A 16014-nucleotide genomic window follows, 5' to 3' on the forward strand; every position below is an offset into this window, starting at 1 on the left:
GTTCAGGCGTCGCTCAGCTTGAGCTTGCCGTCTGTGCCGTCGAGCTCCGGCTTGAGGACGAGCTTGACGACGTGCGTGGCGCTGGTCGCGTGGTCGACGCCGCCGCCGACGGTGACGACGCTCCACAGGCCGGCCTTGGCCTCGCCCTTGCGGGTGTTGGTGACGACGACCTGCAGCTGGACCTCGACACTCTCACACGAGAAAGACAGGTCCTTGCCCTGAGCGCGGTCGACCGCCTCCTTGAGCTGCTCCCGCAGGCTCTCCAGCGCGTCGGCCAGCAGCAGGTCGCCTTGCACCAGTCCGCCCTGGGCAAGCGTCTCCGAAGCATCCACATCGACCTTCTTACCGTGTCCGTGATCGGACGGCAGCAGCCGTTCGGACGGTGCCGGTCGCAGACGGGTGGTTCGCGCCGACCATCGGTCTCCGTACGGTGGTCGTCGATGAGCGGGGCGCCGACGCCTCCGCCCAGGTGCGGTTGCGCCGCGACGACGGTACCTACCGCTGGCTCGACATCGTCGGGGTGGCCGGTGCCTGGCTCAACGTCGGCGCCGCCACCGGCTCCACCGGCGACCTCGACCGGCTGCTGCGTGACGCCGACGCTGCGATGTTCCGCGCGAAGATCGGCCGCAAGACCGCTGCCGGGGCCTGACAGCCGTCAGCGCGGCATCGGCCAGGGCAGGTCCGGCTCCACCGGCCTGCTGTAGTCGATGCCGGGCACGTCGAATCCGTAGAGATTGCGGTACTGTGTCCGGAACCAGTCGACGTCCGCCAGCTCCGTGACGGTCTCGGACGTGATCGACGCCCACCGCTCGGCGACCTTCGCCTGCACCGCCGGATCCAGTTCCCAGCGGTCCAGCCGGATGCGTCCCGCCTCGTCCAGGTCGAAGGGGCGTGCGCCGGTGAGCTGATCCCACAGTTGGATCGACTGCTCGACCGGTGACTGGAGGCGCTCCGCCAGCACGGCGCGCAGGACGCCGACATACAGCGCGATGCCGGGGATCGCGGTCGAGGCCTGCGTCACCGCCGCCCCGTTGACCGACGTCAACGCTCGACCGCCCACGGCCGACAACCTGTCGCTGAGGCCGTCGGCGGTGGCCTCGAGGTGCGCCTTGGCCGCGCCGATCGTGCCGTCACGGTAGATCGCCGACGTCAGGGTCGAGCCGATGTAGGACAGGGCGACCGTGCGGAATCCGTCGCGCAGCAGATCCCGCTCGGCCAGCGCGGTGATCCAGCGGGACCAGTCCTCGCCGCCCATGACCTGCACCGTCGCGGCCGCTTCGGCATCGTTCGCGGGCTCTGCACCGATCTCCCGGAGCGTCGGCGTGCCCTCGCTGTCGAACTCCAGGGTCTTGGTGGTGTGCGCCGCGCCCAGCGGCTTGATCACCGACTGATACGTGACCCCGGTGCGCGGGTCGGTCCGCCGAGGGGCGGCGACGCTGTAGACGAGGTAGTCCAGACCGCCGAAGCGCTTGGCGATGAGGTCCAGCACGTCGGTCTTCGTGGTGTCGGCGAACGCGTCGGCGTTGACGAACGAGAAGTCGCAGCCGAGCTCACCGGCGATCGCATCGGTCGCGATGGTGCGATACCAGCCGGCTGTCGCGGTGCGCCGCCCGGGCGGCCGCTCGAAACCGATGCCCACGCCGCGGATGCCGTGACGCGCCAGACCCACGACCGTGGCGGCCAGGCCGTAGCCCGCGCTGGATCCGATGACCAGGGCAACAGGCCCGTCCTCCGGCAGTTGCGCCCGCTGACCGGCCTCCGCCCGCATCTGAGCGACGCTCCGGAAACAACCGGTGGGATGCGAGTCGAGCAGGAGGAAGCCACGTCCGGCTGGGCTCACGATGCGTTCAGACACGGGCGACCCTTCTGACTGAGACAACAAGCAGCCACATAGTGCCATGACAGGTCACAGCGGCGCGCCGATACTCAGGTGAGAACGCCGCCACAGCCCGATGCCGGACGCCGTGGCCACCAGCGCGACGAGGGCGACGGCGAAGATCACCCCCGTGCGTCAGGCCGCGAGTGAGGTATCCGCTGCCGGTGTGGTCGATCGCGACAAGCAGTGCCAGCACCGCCCTGAGGGCCGGTCCCAGGGTCATGATGAGGGCGACGGCACCATACCCGGCGTCATGCTGGTCGAGCCGGATGAGCGTACGGCAGCGACAGCACCGCACCGACCGTCCACAGCTCCACGAGGCGGCCGAGGACGAGGGTCCCGGCCGGTTTGTGGCTCGTGATCGCGATGCGTTCACGATCACGAGGGGGCACGGGCGGCTGCTGTTTCATGCTCACGGAGCGTTGGTGTAGCCGGGGGTGCACCAAGTCTCCGTGATCATGTGAAGAGTCGTGTCAAGCGGTGCCGCGCCGCAGGGCCGGTTACAGAGCCGGGCCGCGGTGTCGGGCCGTGGCGTCCGTGGCCCCGTGGTGGGGGTGGGGGCGTGCTCCGCGCTTGGCTTGACCCGGGTTCCTTGATCGTCGGAAACATCTGGCTGTCCAGGCAGCCCGAAGTTTCCCTTGATCTACGAACCGCAGCCGCACCACCCGGCCAGACTCAACCGCCGCACCCGTGATCGCGAACAGATCGCGATCACGGCCACCAACCGGCAGGAACCCACCACGACAACCCCCATCGCTCATGATCGCGGAGGCTCTGCGGGACTCTTGACGGTCCCGGCTCCGCCGCGACCGCAATCATGAGTGCCGCAGTCGGGCGGTTCGGCCACCGTTGCATGATCGCGGAGCGTTTGTGCCCCCCTGGAGCCTGTCGCGCAATTCGGATCCCTCGCGCATCAACCCCGACAACCGCGCCGATCTTGGAGTTGTGGTCCTTGACAAACCCGGACAAATTCGGAGGTTCATGGCGCCACAACTCCAAGATCGGCGCGTAGTTGGGGCGCCAACGCTGTCCCAGCGAATTGCGCGACAGGCTCTCTGGCTACACCAACGCTCCGGGATCATGAAACTGGCCGCTCGGTCCCGTGCTCGCCGGTCGGTGCTTGGCCATGATTGCGGCAAGTTCGCGATCACGGGTGGCAGACTGGTCGCCGTGATCCCACCCATGTGTCATGTCTGCGGTCTGGACCTCTGGGCGGTGTCCGGGCCGGTGGACGAGCACTTTGTGCTGGTGCACTTCGGCGGCGACGCGCCGGTTCCGGAGGGATGGGTCGGTCATCCGCCCAACGCGGTCTGGTTCTGCCGCGAGCACGCCTCCGTCGCGCTGGAGCGTGCGGCGATGCCCTATCAGGCCGCGCTGGCCGAGATCGACGCCGTGGTGGGCAGATCGGTCTCGTAGGCGGCCCCCGCAGCGCGGCGGGTTAGCGGCCGGGTGGTTGTGCGCTCCGGCGCGGAGACCGGCCGTGGCTGGCGGCACGATGGTGCGGTGGAGGAGTATCGGGAGATCGTGTCGGACGTCCTCACGACCGCCGGCGGAGCGCAGGCCTGGGTCGAGATGAACCTCTCCGGGTACCTCACCGAGCGGTGCACCGGATGCGGCGCCAATGAGGATGCGGTCGCGCTGGTGGAGGCGCTGCAGTGGCTGACCGAGCACGCGCCGGCGTGCGCCGCCCGGCAGTAGCGCACCCTAGGGATGGGTGTGGTGCTCGTGGTCGGCATGGCCGGCCGGCTCGAGCTGGAACGTGGAGTGCTCGACGTCGAAGTGTCCGGCCAGGCAGGCCTGGAGGGCGTCGAGCAGTTGCGGGGCGTGGCCGTCGTGGAAGCAGGAGTCGTCGACGACGACGTGTGCGGTGAGGACGGGCAGTCCTGAGGTGACGGCGTGGACGTGCAGGTCGTGCACGCCTCGGACGTGGTCGAGGCCGGTGATGTGGGACCGGATCCGGTCGAGGTCGACATCGGCGGGTGCGGCTTCGAGCAGCACGTTGACCGCCTCGCGGAGCAGTCGCACCGCACGCGGGACGATGACGAGGCCGATGAGGATCGACACGATCGGGTCGGCGCGGGTGAATCCGGTCACGGCGATCACGATGGCGGCGGCGAGGACGCCGACCGACGTCGCGGTGTCGGTGGCGACCTCGAGGAACGCGCCCCGCAGGTTGAGGCTGGCGTCCCGGACCCGGTAGAGCAGCGCGACCCCGATCAGGTTGCCGAGCAGGCCGACGACGGCGAAGGCCGCCATGCCGCCGGGCTCGACGGCGGGCGGGTCGAGCAGGCGGCGGACGCTCTCGACGGACACGTAGACGCCCATCCCGGCCAGCACGAGGCCGTTGACCGCGGCGGCGAGGATCTCCGCGCGTGCCCAGCCGAATGTGCGCTGTCCGGAGGCGGGCCGGGCCGCCAGCAGTGTCGCGCCGAGTGCGAGGGCGACCCCGCCGGCGTCGGCCAGGACGTGCCCGGCGTCGGCGAGCAGGGCCAGGCTGTCGGTGACGACCGCGCCAACGACCTGGACGGCGAAGATCACCACCGACACCGCGAGTGCGCCCGCGAGGGCCCGCCGGTGCCGCCCGGTCGCGGTCACCGGCCGGCCGTGATCGTGTCCGTGGCCCATCAGCGGTCCGTCCCCGGAACGGAGGCCGGAAGAATCATGTTCACATGCGCATATTAATATGTGTTGGGCTCACATCGTCAAGGTCATGCGGCGGCCGCGGTGCGAGGGGGAGCTCGGCGCGCAGGCAGGTGCCTCGACCGGCAGGACCCGAGATCGTGATGGATCCGCCCAGCGCGTCGATCCGGTCGGTCATCCCGATGAGGCCGTCGAGGACCGTCGCGGGTGATGCGCACGTGCGAGGCGTGGGCGTGCGTGGCGGCGTGCGTCGTCAGGGCGGGATCGCACGGTGGAAGGTTGGCGGGCCGCCCGCCGCGCCGCTTGGTGACGTGCGGCAGCACGGCGCTTCCCGAATCCTGACCGGTCCGGTCAGTGCACCTGGGCCGGGAGCCGGGCGGACCGGATCGGCTCGGCCAGGGGCCGGCCGACGCGGAACACCGCGAGTGGCCGGCCGCCGATCCGGTCGGTGAGCCGGGCGGCGGTCTGCGGGCAGTCGAGGAGCTGGCTGAGCGGGTGGACCGCCAGGCCGTGCCGGGCCAGTGCGAGCCATGTCCGCAGCAGGCGCCGGCCGGCGGTGACCCGGTCGGTGCCGTCGGCGAGCAGGACCAGGACGCTGCCGTCGTACCGCAGCAGGCTCCGGCCGCTGGTGGCCAGGAGCGTGGCGAGGCCCAGCCGGCGGGTCACCGGGTACGCGTGGAGCGCGGTCGCCAGGAACCGTGCCTCGAAGCGGGACAGGACGAGGGCGCGGTCGGTGAGCCCGTCCAGGTGGTAGCGCGGATGACGCGGGTCGAGGCGCAGCCAGTCGCGGAGCTCGAGTGCGACGGCCGGGGTGCCGAACATCCACCGGTCGGCGACCGCGAGGTCACGCACGAGCTCGCGGGCGGGGACGTGAGCGAGGCCGGGCCCGAGCTCGGCGAGCACCGCGGGGTCGAGGGGCCCGGGGGCGTACCGGCCGCGCGCGACCCGGCGGGCCTCGACATCCGCGATCGTGAACGGGGTGGAGTACACCTTCGCCGCCGGAACCAGGCGTGGACCCGGCACGGCGGTGACGGCCAGGCCCAGGCCGGCGGAGACGATCAGGCACGTCTCGACGAACGCGCCGATGCCGAGGTCGAGGTCCCGGCCGGTCGGATCCGAGTCCGGCAGCGAGCGGGCCGGATCCACCGTGACGGCGACCTCGTCGGCGTGGTACTCGAGCTGCCACGGCTGCGTGTTGTGGGCGCTGGGCGCCCGCCGGAAGACGGCCTCGTGCGCCCGCAGCTGCTCGACCCAGGTCATGCCGGAGCGCCTTTCTCGTAGAAGGTGTAGCCGTGCAGCGGCCGTCCGCCGGCCCGCCGGTACTGGGCGGCCGAGGCGGTGTTCTCCCGCTCGACGAAGGTGCTGCGCAGGGTCCGGTAGCCACCGGCTGCCAGGTTGCGGTGCAGTTCCCGGGACAGCAGCGTCAGGTATCCCTTGCCCTGTTCGCCGGGCACGGTGCCCTTGATGATGAGCACCGCGTCGCGCCGGTACCGGCCGCGGGTGGCGAGCAGACGGAGCTGGTTGAGCAGGCCGAGCCGGCCGCCGACCGCCATGAGGAACTCGGAGATGTCCGGCACGGTCACCACGAACGCGACCGGCCGGCCGGCCTTCTCCAGCCAGAGCAGCAGCGCCTCGTCCAGCAGGTACGCCAGACCGTCGGTCTGCTCGGCCAACTGCTCGGCGGAGATCTCGGTGTAGTAGCCGAGCTGCGCGAAGCTGGCGTTGAGCATCTCCCGCAGGATCGGCAGCTGGCCGCGGAAGTGCCGCCGCGAGCCGTGGCGGATGACGAGCCGTTCGGCTTCGACGCGGGTGTCGTCGAACCCGAAGGCGCCGTCGGAGAAGCGCTCGACGAGCCAGGTGTCGGCCTCGAAGCGGCGCTGGAAGCCGTGCCGCTCGTACATCGCCGGGTAGTACGCGGGGTTCCAGGCCGAGTCGACGAAGCCGCGCTCGGTGAAGCCCGAGGTGATCACCCCGCCGGTCTGGTTGGGCAGCAGCGCGACCGGACCGAACAGCGGCCGGCCGCCGGCCCGGGCCTCGACCGTGTCCATGACGGCCGCGAAGACGGCGTCGTCGTCGACGAACTCGGTGTGGCCGAACAACTGCCGGGGCCCGACCTTGGCGTCGAAGGCGTCGCTGCGGTGCACGCTGGTCCGCCCGACCACCGCACCGCGCCGGTCGCGGACCAGGAACAGCTCCGCGGCACGCCGGTGCGCCGCGATCACCGAGCTCAGCAACGGCACGTACCTGTCGGTGGGGTGGAGCCGGAGCGGGAACCCGGTGAACGCCCGCAGGTCGGCCCGGGACTCCACAAGGGACACCTTCATGCGCGGTGCACCGGCGGGCCGGCCGTCTCGGTGGACAGCGGCGTGAAGGTCGGGATGTGCGCCATGCCGTCGCCCTCGGCCCGCCAGACACCGTTGCTGTAGCCCTCGGGCTCGGCGTTGTACAGGCGGATGTAGCCGCCCGTCGCGTTGCGCGTGCCGTGGTCGGTGACCCAGCACATGAGGTCGCGGTGGTGCCGGCTGCGGGCGAACTTCAGCAGCGCGTCGCGGTCGCTGAAGAACGCGATCGTGCCGAGCGTGAACGGGAACTGGTAGTACACGGTGTGCCAGCGGTACCCGTCCATCCGCTGCATCTGCCGGACCATCTTGAACCAGGTACGGGTGAGCGTGAGGATCGAGCGCGGCCCGCGGTACCGGGTGGCGCCGACGAACATGGCGGTCGCCTGGCCGACCGGCGGCGCGGCGGAGAAGTCGGAGGTCCTCATGATGTCGTGCCTTTCACCAGGTACACATTCTTGATTTTGGAATCCGTGCCGGTGAACGGTCCGGTGCCGTAGTCGTGGACCCTCACCCGCAGGTCGGCGGCGGACGGATCCTCGGCCAGCGACTCGGCGAAGTCCCGGCTGACCTGGGTGAGGTGGCGCAGCACGCCGTCGCGGCAGGTGTCGGCGAGGGCCTGCCGTTCCCCGGCGCTGAGCGTCAGGCGTTCCCGCAGTTGCAGGTTGATGACCGGCCGGCTCTCCAGATCCGCCTGCTCCGCCAGTTCCAGGCAGAAGCTCTGCACCAGGTGGGCGAGGGGATTGCCGGTGTAGATGCCGTATTCGACGTCCTGCGGGTAGATGTTGGCGCCCATGTACGAGATCGTGCTGTCCTTGCGGCCGAACAGGAACAGCAGCGGCAGCCGCATCCGGTCGGTCCGCCAGGCGCGCTCGGCGTCGGCCCGCGCGGCCGGGTCGCCGATCGCGGCCAGCGCCTCCGGGAACGTGACCAGGCGCCCCTCGTCGCCGATGTTGTAGCGGACCTTCGGGGTGAGCACCGCCGTCGAGTTGATCGTGCAGAGCACCTCGTTGTCGGCGTTGGTCTCCAGGTATGTCTCCAGGGGGTTGTACTGGAAGATCATGGGCAGGCGGTGCTCGTCGGCGCCGAGCAGCGCGGCCCGCAGGGCGGCGTCGGTGCGCAGCCGGCGGCGGATCCACACGGTGAAGTCGGTCTCCCCGGCGACGCCGATCGTCAGGTCACTGGCGCCGTAGCCGGAGCGCACCTTCAGGAAGCGCTCCTCCAGGTAGTCGCGCAGCGCCTCGGTCATCCCCTCGCCGCCGACCAGCCCGCTGATGCGGTACTCGCCCCAGGGGAAGTCCTCGGCGTCGAGCTTGTCGCGCAGATGCTTGAGGAACGGCGGGTAGGCCGTGACGATGTACTCGAAGCCCGGCCCGAAGTACCGCAGGGTGTCCGCGATCTTCTGCAGATCCGGGCCGGTGTTCTTCACCATCGCGATCTTCGCCATGGCGATGCCGGTGTTGGTACCGGTGGCCCAGGCGCCCATCGAGTAGGCGTTGATGACGAACCGGCGCGGCGAGGGGAACACCATGGTCGCGTAGCCGGCCAGGTTCTTGTGGACCGAGCGCAGCTCGCGGCGGCTGCGGACCCAGTTGAACGGCTGCCCGGACGACCCCGAGGACTCGTCGACGACGCTGCCGGCGATCTTGATCTCGCCGTGCCGGCAGCGCTGGTCCTCCGGGTACGCCTTGACGTACGACTGCTTGTCCGTGGTCGGATACGACGTGAGGTCGAACCACCGGAACCGCCAGTTGTTGCGGCGCAGGAAGTCCCCGTACGCGGGCACGTCGATCGCCGCGAACTGGCAGGTCATCCACGCGTGCAGGCGGGCGAAGCGGCCCATGTGCGGACGGTAGTTGCGAGCCATGAGCCGCCACACCGCCGGATGAATCCGGTACAGCGTGTAGAGCCAGGTCAGCGCGAAGCTGGTGAACCGCAGCGTCCACTGGCGAACGAAGGTCATCACCATGGGTCGACTGTAGTGGATCTTCAATGTTGTTCCCTGAGTGTCAGTACTCAACCGTCACTGAGTGCGGATGCTCAACCGGCGTCACTGCCAGAAGACGACCTGTTGCTCGCCCTTGTAGCGGTTGACCGTCGGCACCGGCATGGTGACCCGGGCCGACCGGGTACCGCAGTCCCGGATATCTGGGCGCACCGTCGGAAACCGGACCGTCCCGGACCCGCCGGTCGCCGATGATGGGTCGTCGGACCCGGGGCGGTGGCGGAGGTTGATCGGGAGTGTGGTGGCGGGCGGGGCGGCCGTGACGGTGGCGGAAGCGGCCCCGGCGATCCGGGCCGGGCACCCCGCCGTGGCGGTCCTCGTCGTCACGGTGCTCGACGACGACGACTCCGTCTACGGCGCGCTACGCGCGGGCGCCTCCGGCTACCTGCTCAAGAGCGCGTCCCCCGGAGGAGATCGAGCGCGGTATCCGCGCCGCCGCCAACGGTGAGGTGCTGCTCGGCCCGGCTGTCGGCGCCAGAGCGGTACGACTGATGACCGCCCGCACCGGGGCGGCGCTGCCGTTCCCGCAGCTCACCGATCGGGAGCGGGAGATTTTGCGGTACGTCGCCCAGGGGCTCGACAACACGACGGTGGCGCGGCGGCTGGCGGTGAGCCCGAAGACGGTCCGCAACCACCTGTCCAGCGTCTTCGTCAAGCTGCAGGTCAAGGACCGGGCCCAGGCCATCGTCCGGGCCCGGGACGAGGGCCTCGACCGGCTTTGACCACCGTCTCGAGCGACCGCGCGCGGCCGGTCGGTAGCGGCTGAGCCACTGCCGGTTCCCGGACGGTTGGGACAGCTGTCCCTGGCGGCTCGGGACTGCGAGCCCGTCTACTTGCCGCGAAGGACCCGCCCACGGAGGGAGTTTCCGTTGCGGCGGGGACAGGCAGCTGCCCGTTGTGCCGAGCGCCGTCGCCCGACCGCCGTTGTGGTCGTCGGGACGGCGCCGGCGAGCGGTCGACCGACGGAGCGGCTGCCGTGGCCAACCGTCCACAAGGGACCGTGACGGTCGGCCGTTTCCGCGACCGCGCTCACCGAGGAGTACATGTTCCATGAGAAAGATATTCGCCCGCACCGGCGTCGCAGTGCTGCTGGCACTGACCGGCGCCGTCGCGGCGTCCGGCGCGCCCGCTCACGCGGCGTCGCTGTGTGACCGGCCCGAACCTCCGCCGAGCTGCAACGGCGGGGGCGGCGAGGACCCGGACCCCGGTCCCGTCGACACCGCGCCCCGCGGCGCGTTCGACACGATGACGTTCGTGGGCAACGGCGTGCACGTCACCGGCTGGGCCGCCGACATCGACACCGGCGGCCCGCTGCTGGTCGACATCTACGTCGACGGCGCGTTCACGCGGACGCTGACCGCCAACACCTACCGCCCCGACGTCGCCGCCGTGTACCCGTACTTCGGCGCCTACCGCGGCTACGACGCCTTCGTGCCGTCCGGGCACGGCGCCCACACCGTCTGCGCGTGGGTGATCAACGTCGCCCCGGCCGGCGCCACCCCGCTGCCCAACCGGCAGCTCGGCTGCAAGTCGTACGACGTGCCGGCGGTGGCGAACATCAAGTCGTCCTACGCCAACGGTCAGTGGACGATCGCCTTCGACGACAACGTCGTCGGCGAGACCGGCTTCCAGGTCCGCTGGGACTACTACGTCCTCTCCACCATTCCGGGCACCCACCAGCAGTGGCCGAGCTACCGGTACCTGACCTACACACTGCCGGCGCACGCCGGGACCGGCCGGGTGTCGGTGCCGGCGCCGTACGGGCGTCCGGCCAACACGACGAAGCTCACCGTCACCGCACCCGGCTCCGGCAGCGCCAGCACCACCGACGTGTACTGATCCGTCACCGGCGGCCGGTCCGCACACCCCGGCCCTGGCGGGTCGCCGCCAGGGCCGGGGCCCAGCCGGCCGCGCCGCACTTCCCCGGGCGGAACGGGCATGAGCCCGCGCGCCCCGGGTAGCTGGTCGTGGATCGGCCGCGGCCCGGGTGCCGACCGGCCGGTGGATCCGTATTGCGCACCGCTGACCGGCGACCCTTCGCGGGAGGACTCGGATGAGTACGCGGACGGCCCGGCCGACCACCGGGATCACCCCGAACCTGTTCGGGATCTCGTACGGTCTGTCCGGTCTCGCCAACTGCTGGGGCTACGCCGCAGTGCTGGGGCTGGCACCCAGGCTCGTGGCCGATGTGCTGTTCATCATCGGCGGCGTGGTGTGGCTCGTGCTCATGGCCGGCTATCTGCCGGCCGTGCCGCGCCGGCCGGGAGGCTGGCGCGCCGAGCTGGCCGACCCGGTGATGGCGCCGTTCGTGTCGCTGATCCCGATCGTCGGCATGCTGATGTCGATCGGCCTCATGCCGCACGCGCTCACCGCGGGACGGTGGCTGTTCGGGGTGTCCGCCGCCGTCACGATCGTGCTGGCGGGCTGGCTGTCCGGCCAGTGGATCGTGGGAGAACTCGACCGGGACCGGCTGCATCCCGGATATGTGCTGCCCGCCGTCGCGGGCGGGCTGATCGCCGCCATCGGCGCCGCGCTCGCCGGCTGGCCGGGGGCAGCGCGCACGTTCTTCGGGTTCGGTCTGGTGGCGTGGCTGCTCATCGGGTCGGTCATCCTCGCCCGGCTGTACTTCCGGCCGCCGCTGCCGCCGGCGTTGCAACCGACGCTGGCGATCGACGTGGCGCCGCCCGCGCTGGCCGGGCTGGCCTACCTGTCCGTCACGCACGGCCGGATCGACGCCGTGGCCTTCACCCTTGCCGGCTACACGCTGCTCGCGGCCCTCGTCCAGGTGCGTCTTGTCGGCCTGTACCGGCACCTGCACTTCGCCGCCGGGTTCTGGGCGTTCGCGTTTCCCTACGCCGCCGTCGCGACCTTCGTGCTGCACTGGATCAACTATGCGCACCCGCCGGGGTACCGGGTCTGGGACTGGATCGTGCTGCTCGCGATCACCGCGTTTGTCGCCGCCCTCGCGGCCGGGACCGTCCTGGCGATCGCCCGGCACCGGTTCCTGCCAAGGCCTTCCTGATCCCGCCGCGTCGCTTCCCGCCCGGCAGGTGGTGCGGGTCCCGCGCGTAACGACCGCTCCCGGCGCGGGCTCGTCACCGCCGGATGGGCATGCATCCACGGTGGTCGATATATTGTCCTGGTTTGCCGCGTTAGTCTGATGCGTGGCCACGATCATTCCACCCCGACCAGACCTCACCCGCGGCACGAAAGCCGGCGGGTGGTGATGGCCGACCCCGGGCACGCCGACAGTCTCATCGTGTGGTTGCAGTGGGCCGCGATCCTGGGCGCGGGCTTCTGGGCAGGCATGATCAACGTTGTCGTCGGCTCCGGCACCCTGGTGTCGTTTCCCGTGCTGTTGCTGTGCGGGTATCCGCCGCTGGTGGCGAACATCTCGAACAACATCGGCCTGGTCGGCGGCAATCTCTCCGGCACCTTCGGCTACCGCCGGGAACTGCGCGACCAGCGCGGCGCCGCTCGCGTGCTCCTGCCCGCGTCGACCGCGGGCGGCATCGTCGGCGCGGTCCTGCTGCTGGTCCTGCCCGCCGAGGCGTTCAAAACGATCGTTCCGGCGCTGATCGCCGCGGGTGTGCTGATGGTGGCGGCGGGCCCGATCGTGCAGCGCCGCGCGGCACGCCGGCATCGCGCCGACGGCGGGACGGGCGAGGCCCCTGCGCCCCGCCTGGCGGCCGTCGCCGTCGGGATCTTCGCACTCGGTGTCTACGGCGGCTACTTCGGCGCAGCGCAAGGGATCCTCGTCGTGGGCCTGATGAGCCTGCTGACCAGCGAGTCGATGCAGTCGCTCACGGCCATCAAGAACCTGCTGGTGGCCTCGGTCAACACGATCGCAGCGATAACCTTCATGCTGGTCGCCTGGGGATCGATCGACTGGCCGGCGGTTCTCCTGATCGCGCTCGGCGCCACCCTCGGCGGCGTGGTCGGCGCGCGGTTCGGCAGGCGGCTGTCACCGACCCTCATCCGCGCCCTGATCGTCGCCATCGGCACAGCGGCGATCGTCAACCTGGTGTTCTTCCAGTGACGTCCGGCGAGCCGTAGCGGCTCAGGCCGTGGCCGCCAGCGCGGCGCGCACGATGCGGACCGCCTCCTCGGCGTCGATGCCCAGGCCCGCGATCACCGCCGCGTAGTCGGCGGCCGCGCGGCGGGCGCGCTCCCGCGCCTCCTCACCCCCGGCCGCCACGAACGAGCCCGCCCGGCCGCGAGTCTCGATCAGCCCGGCCTCCTCCAGCTCGCGGTAGGCCCGGGCGACGGTGTTGACGGCGAGCCCGAGGTCGGCGGCGAGGTTGCGCACGGTCGGCAGCCGTGTGCCGACGGCGAGGCTGTGGTCCCGGATCTGCCGGGCGAGCTGGGTGCGCAGCTGCTCGTACGGCGGCATGCCCGAGCCCGCGTCAATGACGATCATCCAGACACCATCGCCGGTTCCTTCGCAGGTATCAAGCGGCACACCGGGCGATCCGCCGGGTGTCACAGCGACCTCCGTCCGTCACCGCGGCGGCCGGGCGCGGTTACATGAGCCGGCGACGGGAAGGGATGTATCCTCCGCACCGGCCGTCATCGGACGGCATCACCCGCTGCTGGGAGTGGGCGTCATGGCCAGACGCACCGTAGCCGACCAGTTCGTCGAGATCCTGCTCGCCGCGGGCGCACGCACCATGTACGGCATCGTGGGCGACGCGCTCAACCCGGTCACCGACTCCGTCCGGCGCCACGACGGCATGGACTGGATACACGTCCGCCACGAGGAGAGCGGCGCGTTCGCCGCCGGCGCCGAGGCGCAGCTCACCGGCCGGCTCGGCGTGTGCGCCGGCAGTTCCGGCCCGGGGCACGTCCACCTCGTCAACGGCCTGTACGACGCGCACCGCAGCCACGCTCCCGTCCTCGCGCTGGCCGCCCACGTGCCGAGCACCGAGCTGGGCACCGGCTACTTCCAGGAGACGAACCCGACCCTGTTGTTCGCCGACTGCAGCCACTACTGCGGGGTCGTCACCCGCCGGGAGCAGCTGCCCCGGGTGACACAGATGGCGGTCCAGTACTCCCTGGGCCGGGGCGGTGTGTCCGTCGTGGCCCTGCCCGGTGACGTCGCGGGTGAACCGGCGAGCGCCGCGTACCTCGAGCACACCTACCGCGTCGGTCAGCGGCCGGCCGCCCGCCCGTCGGAGCCGGTGCTCGACGAGTTCGCGCAGCTGGTCAACGACGCCCGCCGGGTCGTGCTGTTCTGCGGGCGCGGTGTCGCCGGGGCGCACGACGAGGTCGTCGCGCTGGCGGCGAAGCTGAAGGCACCGGTCGGGCACGCGATGCGGGGCAAGGACTGGGTCCAGTACGACAACCCGTACGACGTGGGGATGAGCGGACTGCTCGGCTACGGCGCCTGTTACGACGCGATGCAGGAGTGCGACCTGCTGATCCTGCTGGGCACCGACTTCCCGTACGTGCAGTTCATGCCGAAGGAGTCGAAGGTGGTCCAGGTCGACATCGCGCGTGAGCGGCTGGGCCGGCGCTCCCGCCTGGACCTCGGGGTGTGGGGCGACGCCCGGGAGACCGTCCTGGCGCTGCTGCCCAGGGTCGCCGAGAAGGGCGACCGGACGTTCCTGGACCGCATGCTGCGCCGGCACCGGGACCTGATGGAGCGGGTCCACGTGTACGCCGACGGGGTCTCGGGCCGGCGCCCCATCCACCCGGAGCAGGTGGCGACCACCATCGACGAACTGGCCGCCGACGACGCGGTCTTCACCGTCGACACCGGGATGTGCAACGTCTGGGCGGCCCGCTACCTCCGCGCGACCGCGCGGCGGCGCTTCCTCGGCTCGTTCAACCACGGCACCATGGCGAACGCGCTGCCGCAGTCGGTCGGCGCCCAGCACGCCGACCGCGACCGGCAGGTCGTCGCGATCTGCGGCGACGGAGGGTTCACCATGCTGATGGGGGAGTTCCTGACGCTCCTGCAGCACGACCTCCCGGTCAAGGTCGTCGTCTTCGACAACGCCTCGCTGGCGATGGTGGAGCTCGAGATGCTCGTCGCGGGCCTCCAGCCGTATCAGACCCGGATGCGCAATCCCGACTTCGCCGCCGTAGCACGGGCCGCCGGCGCGACCGGCATCCGCATCGAGGATCCGCAGGACGTCCGCGAGGGTCTGCGGGAGGCCTTCGCGACTCCCGGCCCGGTCCTCGTCGACGCCGTCACCGACCCGAACGCGCTGTCCATGCCGCCGAAGATCACCGCCGAGCAGGTCAAGGGGTTCGGGCTGGCGTTCAGCAGGATCGTACTGTCCGGTGACTTCGACGCCGCCCTGGAGATGACCCGGGCCAACATCAGGAACATTCCGCGGCCATAGGGTCGCGCGTCCAGCTCGTCGATCCGCACTTCCTGGCGGCCCGGTGTCCGTCCGCGCTCCGGCTGCCACGCCGCGCTGTACAGCCTGGGGCGCCTGGACGAGGCGGACGAGGAGTGCCGCACCATCGCGGCACTGTGCACCGGCGTCCTGGACTGCGCGGACGCGACGGTGGTGCAAACGCGGAGCCTGACGCATCGCAACCGTCTTGCGGAGGCGATCGAGCTCGATGGGTTCCGCGCACAGCTCGACTGTGCCGTCGCCGGGGCGACCGGCGCGCTGGACGAACTCCGTGAGATAGCTCGGGGCATCCACCCGGCGATCCTGTCCGAGGGCAGCCGCGGCCCGGCACTGCGCACGCTCGCCGGCCGCTCGCCGATCCCGGTCGACCTCGACCTGCGCACGCAGGGGCGGCTGCCCGAGCAGGTCGAGGTCAGCGCGTACTACGTCGTCGCCGAGGCGCTGACCAACGTGGCCAAGCACGCGCACGCGTCGGCCGCCACGGTCACCGTCGAAGCCGGCACCGCCGGCGCCGTGCTGCGCCTCGCGGTCCGCGACGACGGCGTCGGCGGCGCCGACTTCGCCCGCGGCACCGGCCTGGTCGGCCTCAAAGACCGTGTCGAGGCGTTCGGCGGCCGGATCGTGCTCGACAGCCCGCGCGGGGCGGGCACCAGCCTGCGCGTGGAACTGCCCGTCACCGAAGCATTTGGTCCCGGCGGTCTTGCGGCGCGATCGTGCCTGTGATCGGATGACGGCAGCATCGCGTGCCGGTGGCGGACCGCGCCAGGCATGGAGGTGCGGAACCGA

General features: G+C 71.1%; 18 protein-coding genes. 10 read left to right on the forward strand and 8 right to left on the reverse strand.

Annotated elements, in window-relative coordinates:
• Positions 1-2 precede the first annotated feature (2 nt).
• Positions 3-332 (reverse strand): trypco2 family protein, encoded by a 330-nt coding sequence (locus Dfulv_RS23405; RefSeq protein WP_259866794.1) that lies wholly within the window; start codon positions 330-332, stop codon positions 3-5.
• 50 nt (positions 333-382) lie between these two features.
• Between Dfulv_RS23405 and Dfulv_RS23410 the strand changes: the two genes are divergently transcribed.
• Positions 383-649 carry a hypothetical protein gene (locus tag Dfulv_RS23410; protein WP_259866796.1) on the forward strand — a complete coding sequence of 89 codons (267 nt, stop codon included), beginning with the start codon at positions 383-385 and terminating at the stop codon, positions 647-649.
• Between the two features lie 6 nt (positions 650-655).
• Here Dfulv_RS23410 and fabV read toward each other — a convergent pair whose 3' ends face one another.
• Positions 656-1900 carry an enoyl-[acyl-carrier-protein] reductase FabV gene (gene fabV / locus Dfulv_RS23415; protein WP_259866798.1) on the reverse strand — a complete coding sequence of 415 codons (1245 nt, stop codon included), beginning with the start codon at positions 1898-1900 and terminating at the stop codon, positions 656-658.
• Positions 1901-2956: 1056 nt separating this feature from the next.
• On the opposite strand from fabV, the gene Dfulv_RS23420 reads away from it, so the two are divergent.
• Together Dfulv_RS23420 and Dfulv_RS23425 are read left to right on the forward strand one after the other, a co-directional pair.
• Positions 2957-3292: a hypothetical protein gene (locus Dfulv_RS23420; RefSeq protein WP_259866800.1), complete on the forward strand. Its 336-nt coding sequence runs from the start codon at positions 2957-2959 to the stop codon at positions 3290-3292.
• 87 nt (positions 3293-3379) lie between these two features.
• Positions 3380-3574 carry a hypothetical protein gene (locus tag Dfulv_RS23425; RefSeq protein WP_259866802.1) on the forward strand — a complete coding sequence of 65 codons (195 nt, stop codon included), beginning with the start codon at positions 3380-3382 and terminating at the stop codon, positions 3572-3574.
• Between the two features lie 6 nt (positions 3575-3580).
• On the opposite strand, the gene Dfulv_RS23430 is transcribed toward Dfulv_RS23425, so the two are convergent.
• The 5 genes from Dfulv_RS23430 to Dfulv_RS23450 all read right to left on the reverse strand — a co-directional run bounded on the left by Dfulv_RS23430 (position 3581) and on the right by Dfulv_RS23450 (position 8824).
• Positions 3581-4501: a cation diffusion facilitator family transporter gene (locus Dfulv_RS23430; protein WP_259866804.1), complete on the reverse strand. Its 921-nt coding sequence runs from the start codon at positions 4499-4501 to the stop codon at positions 3581-3583.
• Between the two features lie 366 nt (positions 4502-4867).
• Complete coding sequence (locus Dfulv_RS23435; RefSeq protein WP_259866806.1) at positions 4868-5776, reverse strand: nitroreductase family protein; 909 nt, start codon at positions 5774-5776, stop codon at positions 4868-4870.
• A complete protein-coding gene (locus Dfulv_RS23440; protein ID WP_259866808.1) occupies positions 5773-6840 on the reverse strand; it encodes a hypothetical protein in 1068 nt (355 codons plus the stop codon). The genes Dfulv_RS23435 and Dfulv_RS23440 overlap by 4 nt, the downstream gene beginning before the upstream one ends.
• Complete coding sequence (locus Dfulv_RS23445; protein ID WP_259866810.1) at positions 6837-7283, reverse strand: DUF4188 domain-containing protein; 447 nt, start codon at positions 7281-7283, stop codon at positions 6837-6839. The genes Dfulv_RS23440 and Dfulv_RS23445 overlap by 4 nt, the downstream gene beginning before the upstream one ends.
• On the reverse strand, positions 7280-8824 hold the full coding sequence (locus Dfulv_RS23450) for a phenylacetate--CoA ligase family protein (protein WP_259866811.1): 1545 nt from the start codon (positions 8822-8824) through the stop codon (positions 7280-7282). The genes Dfulv_RS23445 and Dfulv_RS23450 overlap by 4 nt, the downstream gene beginning before the upstream one ends.
• A gap of 262 nt (positions 8825-9086) precedes the next feature.
• On the opposite strand from Dfulv_RS23450, the gene Dfulv_RS23455 reads away from it, so the two are divergent.
• The 5 genes from Dfulv_RS23455 to Dfulv_RS23475 all read left to right on the forward strand — a co-directional run bounded on the left by Dfulv_RS23455 (position 9087) and on the right by Dfulv_RS23475 (position 12899).
• Positions 9087-9308: a response regulator gene (locus Dfulv_RS23455; RefSeq protein ID WP_259866813.1), complete on the forward strand. Its 222-nt coding sequence runs from the start codon at positions 9087-9089 to the stop codon at positions 9306-9308.
• Between the two features lie 43 nt (positions 9309-9351).
• A complete protein-coding gene (locus Dfulv_RS23460; protein ID WP_259866816.1) occupies positions 9352-9582 on the forward strand; it encodes a response regulator transcription factor in 231 nt (76 codons plus the stop codon).
• Between the two features lie 328 nt (positions 9583-9910).
• Positions 9911-10699 carry a hypothetical protein gene (locus tag Dfulv_RS23465; protein WP_259866819.1) on the forward strand — a complete coding sequence of 263 codons (789 nt, stop codon included), beginning with the start codon at positions 9911-9913 and terminating at the stop codon, positions 10697-10699.
• A 214-nt stretch (positions 10700-10913) separates the two neighbouring features.
• Positions 10914-11882, forward strand: a complete 969-nt coding sequence (locus Dfulv_RS23470; protein ID WP_259866821.1) for an SLAC1 family transporter — start codon at positions 10914-10916, stop codon at positions 11880-11882.
• Between the two features lie 237 nt (positions 11883-12119).
• Positions 12120-12899 (forward strand): sulfite exporter TauE/SafE family protein, encoded by a 780-nt coding sequence (locus Dfulv_RS23475; protein ID WP_259866822.1) that lies wholly within the window; start codon positions 12120-12122, stop codon positions 12897-12899.
• A gap of 21 nt (positions 12900-12920) precedes the next feature.
• Here the strand turns inward: Dfulv_RS23475 and Dfulv_RS23480 are convergent, their stop codons facing one another.
• On the reverse strand, positions 12921-13280 hold the full coding sequence (locus tag Dfulv_RS23480; protein ID WP_259866825.1) for a GntR family transcriptional regulator: 360 nt from the start codon (positions 13278-13280) through the stop codon (positions 12921-12923).
• A gap of 187 nt (positions 13281-13467) precedes the next feature.
• On the opposite strand from Dfulv_RS23480, the gene Dfulv_RS23485 reads away from it, so the two are divergent.
• Positions 13468-15210, forward strand: a complete 1743-nt coding sequence (locus Dfulv_RS23485; RefSeq protein ID WP_259866827.1) for a pyruvate dehydrogenase — start codon at positions 13468-13470, stop codon at positions 15208-15210.
• A gap of 168 nt (positions 15211-15378) precedes the next feature.
• A complete protein-coding gene (locus Dfulv_RS23490) occupies positions 15379-15951 on the forward strand; it encodes a sensor histidine kinase (protein ID WP_259866829.1) in 573 nt (190 codons plus the stop codon).
• Positions 15952-16014 lie beyond the last annotated feature (63 nt).

This window comes from Dactylosporangium fulvum, assembly GCF_025137375.1.
GTDB lineage: Bacteria > Actinomycetota > Actinomycetes > Mycobacteriales > Micromonosporaceae > Dactylosporangium > Dactylosporangium fulvum.

Excerpts from the sequence above, each read along its gene's own strand:
- Dfulv_RS23450 (WP_259866811.1), bottom strand. The coding sequence starts at position 8,824 with ATGGTGATGACCTTCGTTCGCCAGTGGACGCTGCGGTTCACCAGCTTC.
- Dfulv_RS23485 (WP_259866827.1), top strand. The coding sequence starts at position 13,468 with ATGGCCAGACGCACCGTAGCCGACCAGTTCGTCGAGATCCTGCTCGCC.
- Dfulv_RS23430 (WP_259866804.1), bottom strand. The coding sequence starts at position 4,501 with ATGGGCCACGGACACGATCACGGCCGGCCGGTGACCGCGACCGGGCGG.
- Dfulv_RS23445 (WP_259866810.1), bottom strand. The coding sequence starts at position 7,283 with ATGAGGACCTCCGACTTCTCCGCCGCGCCGCCGGTCGGCCAGGCGACC.
- Dfulv_RS23420 (WP_259866800.1), top strand. The coding sequence starts at position 2,957 with ATGAAACTGGCCGCTCGGTCCCGTGCTCGCCGGTCGGTGCTTGGCCAT.
- Dfulv_RS23480 (WP_259866825.1), bottom strand. The coding sequence starts at position 13,280 with ATGATCGTCATTGACGCGGGCTCGGGCATGCCGCCGTACGAGCAGCTG.
- Dfulv_RS23435 (WP_259866806.1), bottom strand. The coding sequence starts at position 5,776 with ATGACCTGGGTCGAGCAGCTGCGGGCGCACGAGGCCGTCTTCCGGCGG.
- fabV (WP_259866798.1), bottom strand. The coding sequence starts at position 1,900 with ATGGCACTATGTGGCTGCTTGTTGTCTCAGTCAGAAGGGTCGCCCGTG.
- Dfulv_RS23440 (WP_259866808.1), bottom strand. The coding sequence starts at position 6,840 with ATGAAGGTGTCCCTTGTGGAGTCCCGGGCCGACCTGCGGGCGTTCACC.
- Dfulv_RS23470 (WP_259866821.1), top strand. The coding sequence starts at position 10,914 with ATGAGTACGCGGACGGCCCGGCCGACCACCGGGATCACCCCGAACCTG.
- Dfulv_RS23460 (WP_259866816.1), top strand. The coding sequence starts at position 9,352 with ATGACCGCCCGCACCGGGGCGGCGCTGCCGTTCCCGCAGCTCACCGAT.
- Dfulv_RS23465 (WP_259866819.1), top strand. The coding sequence starts at position 9,911 with ATGAGAAAGATATTCGCCCGCACCGGCGTCGCAGTGCTGCTGGCACTG.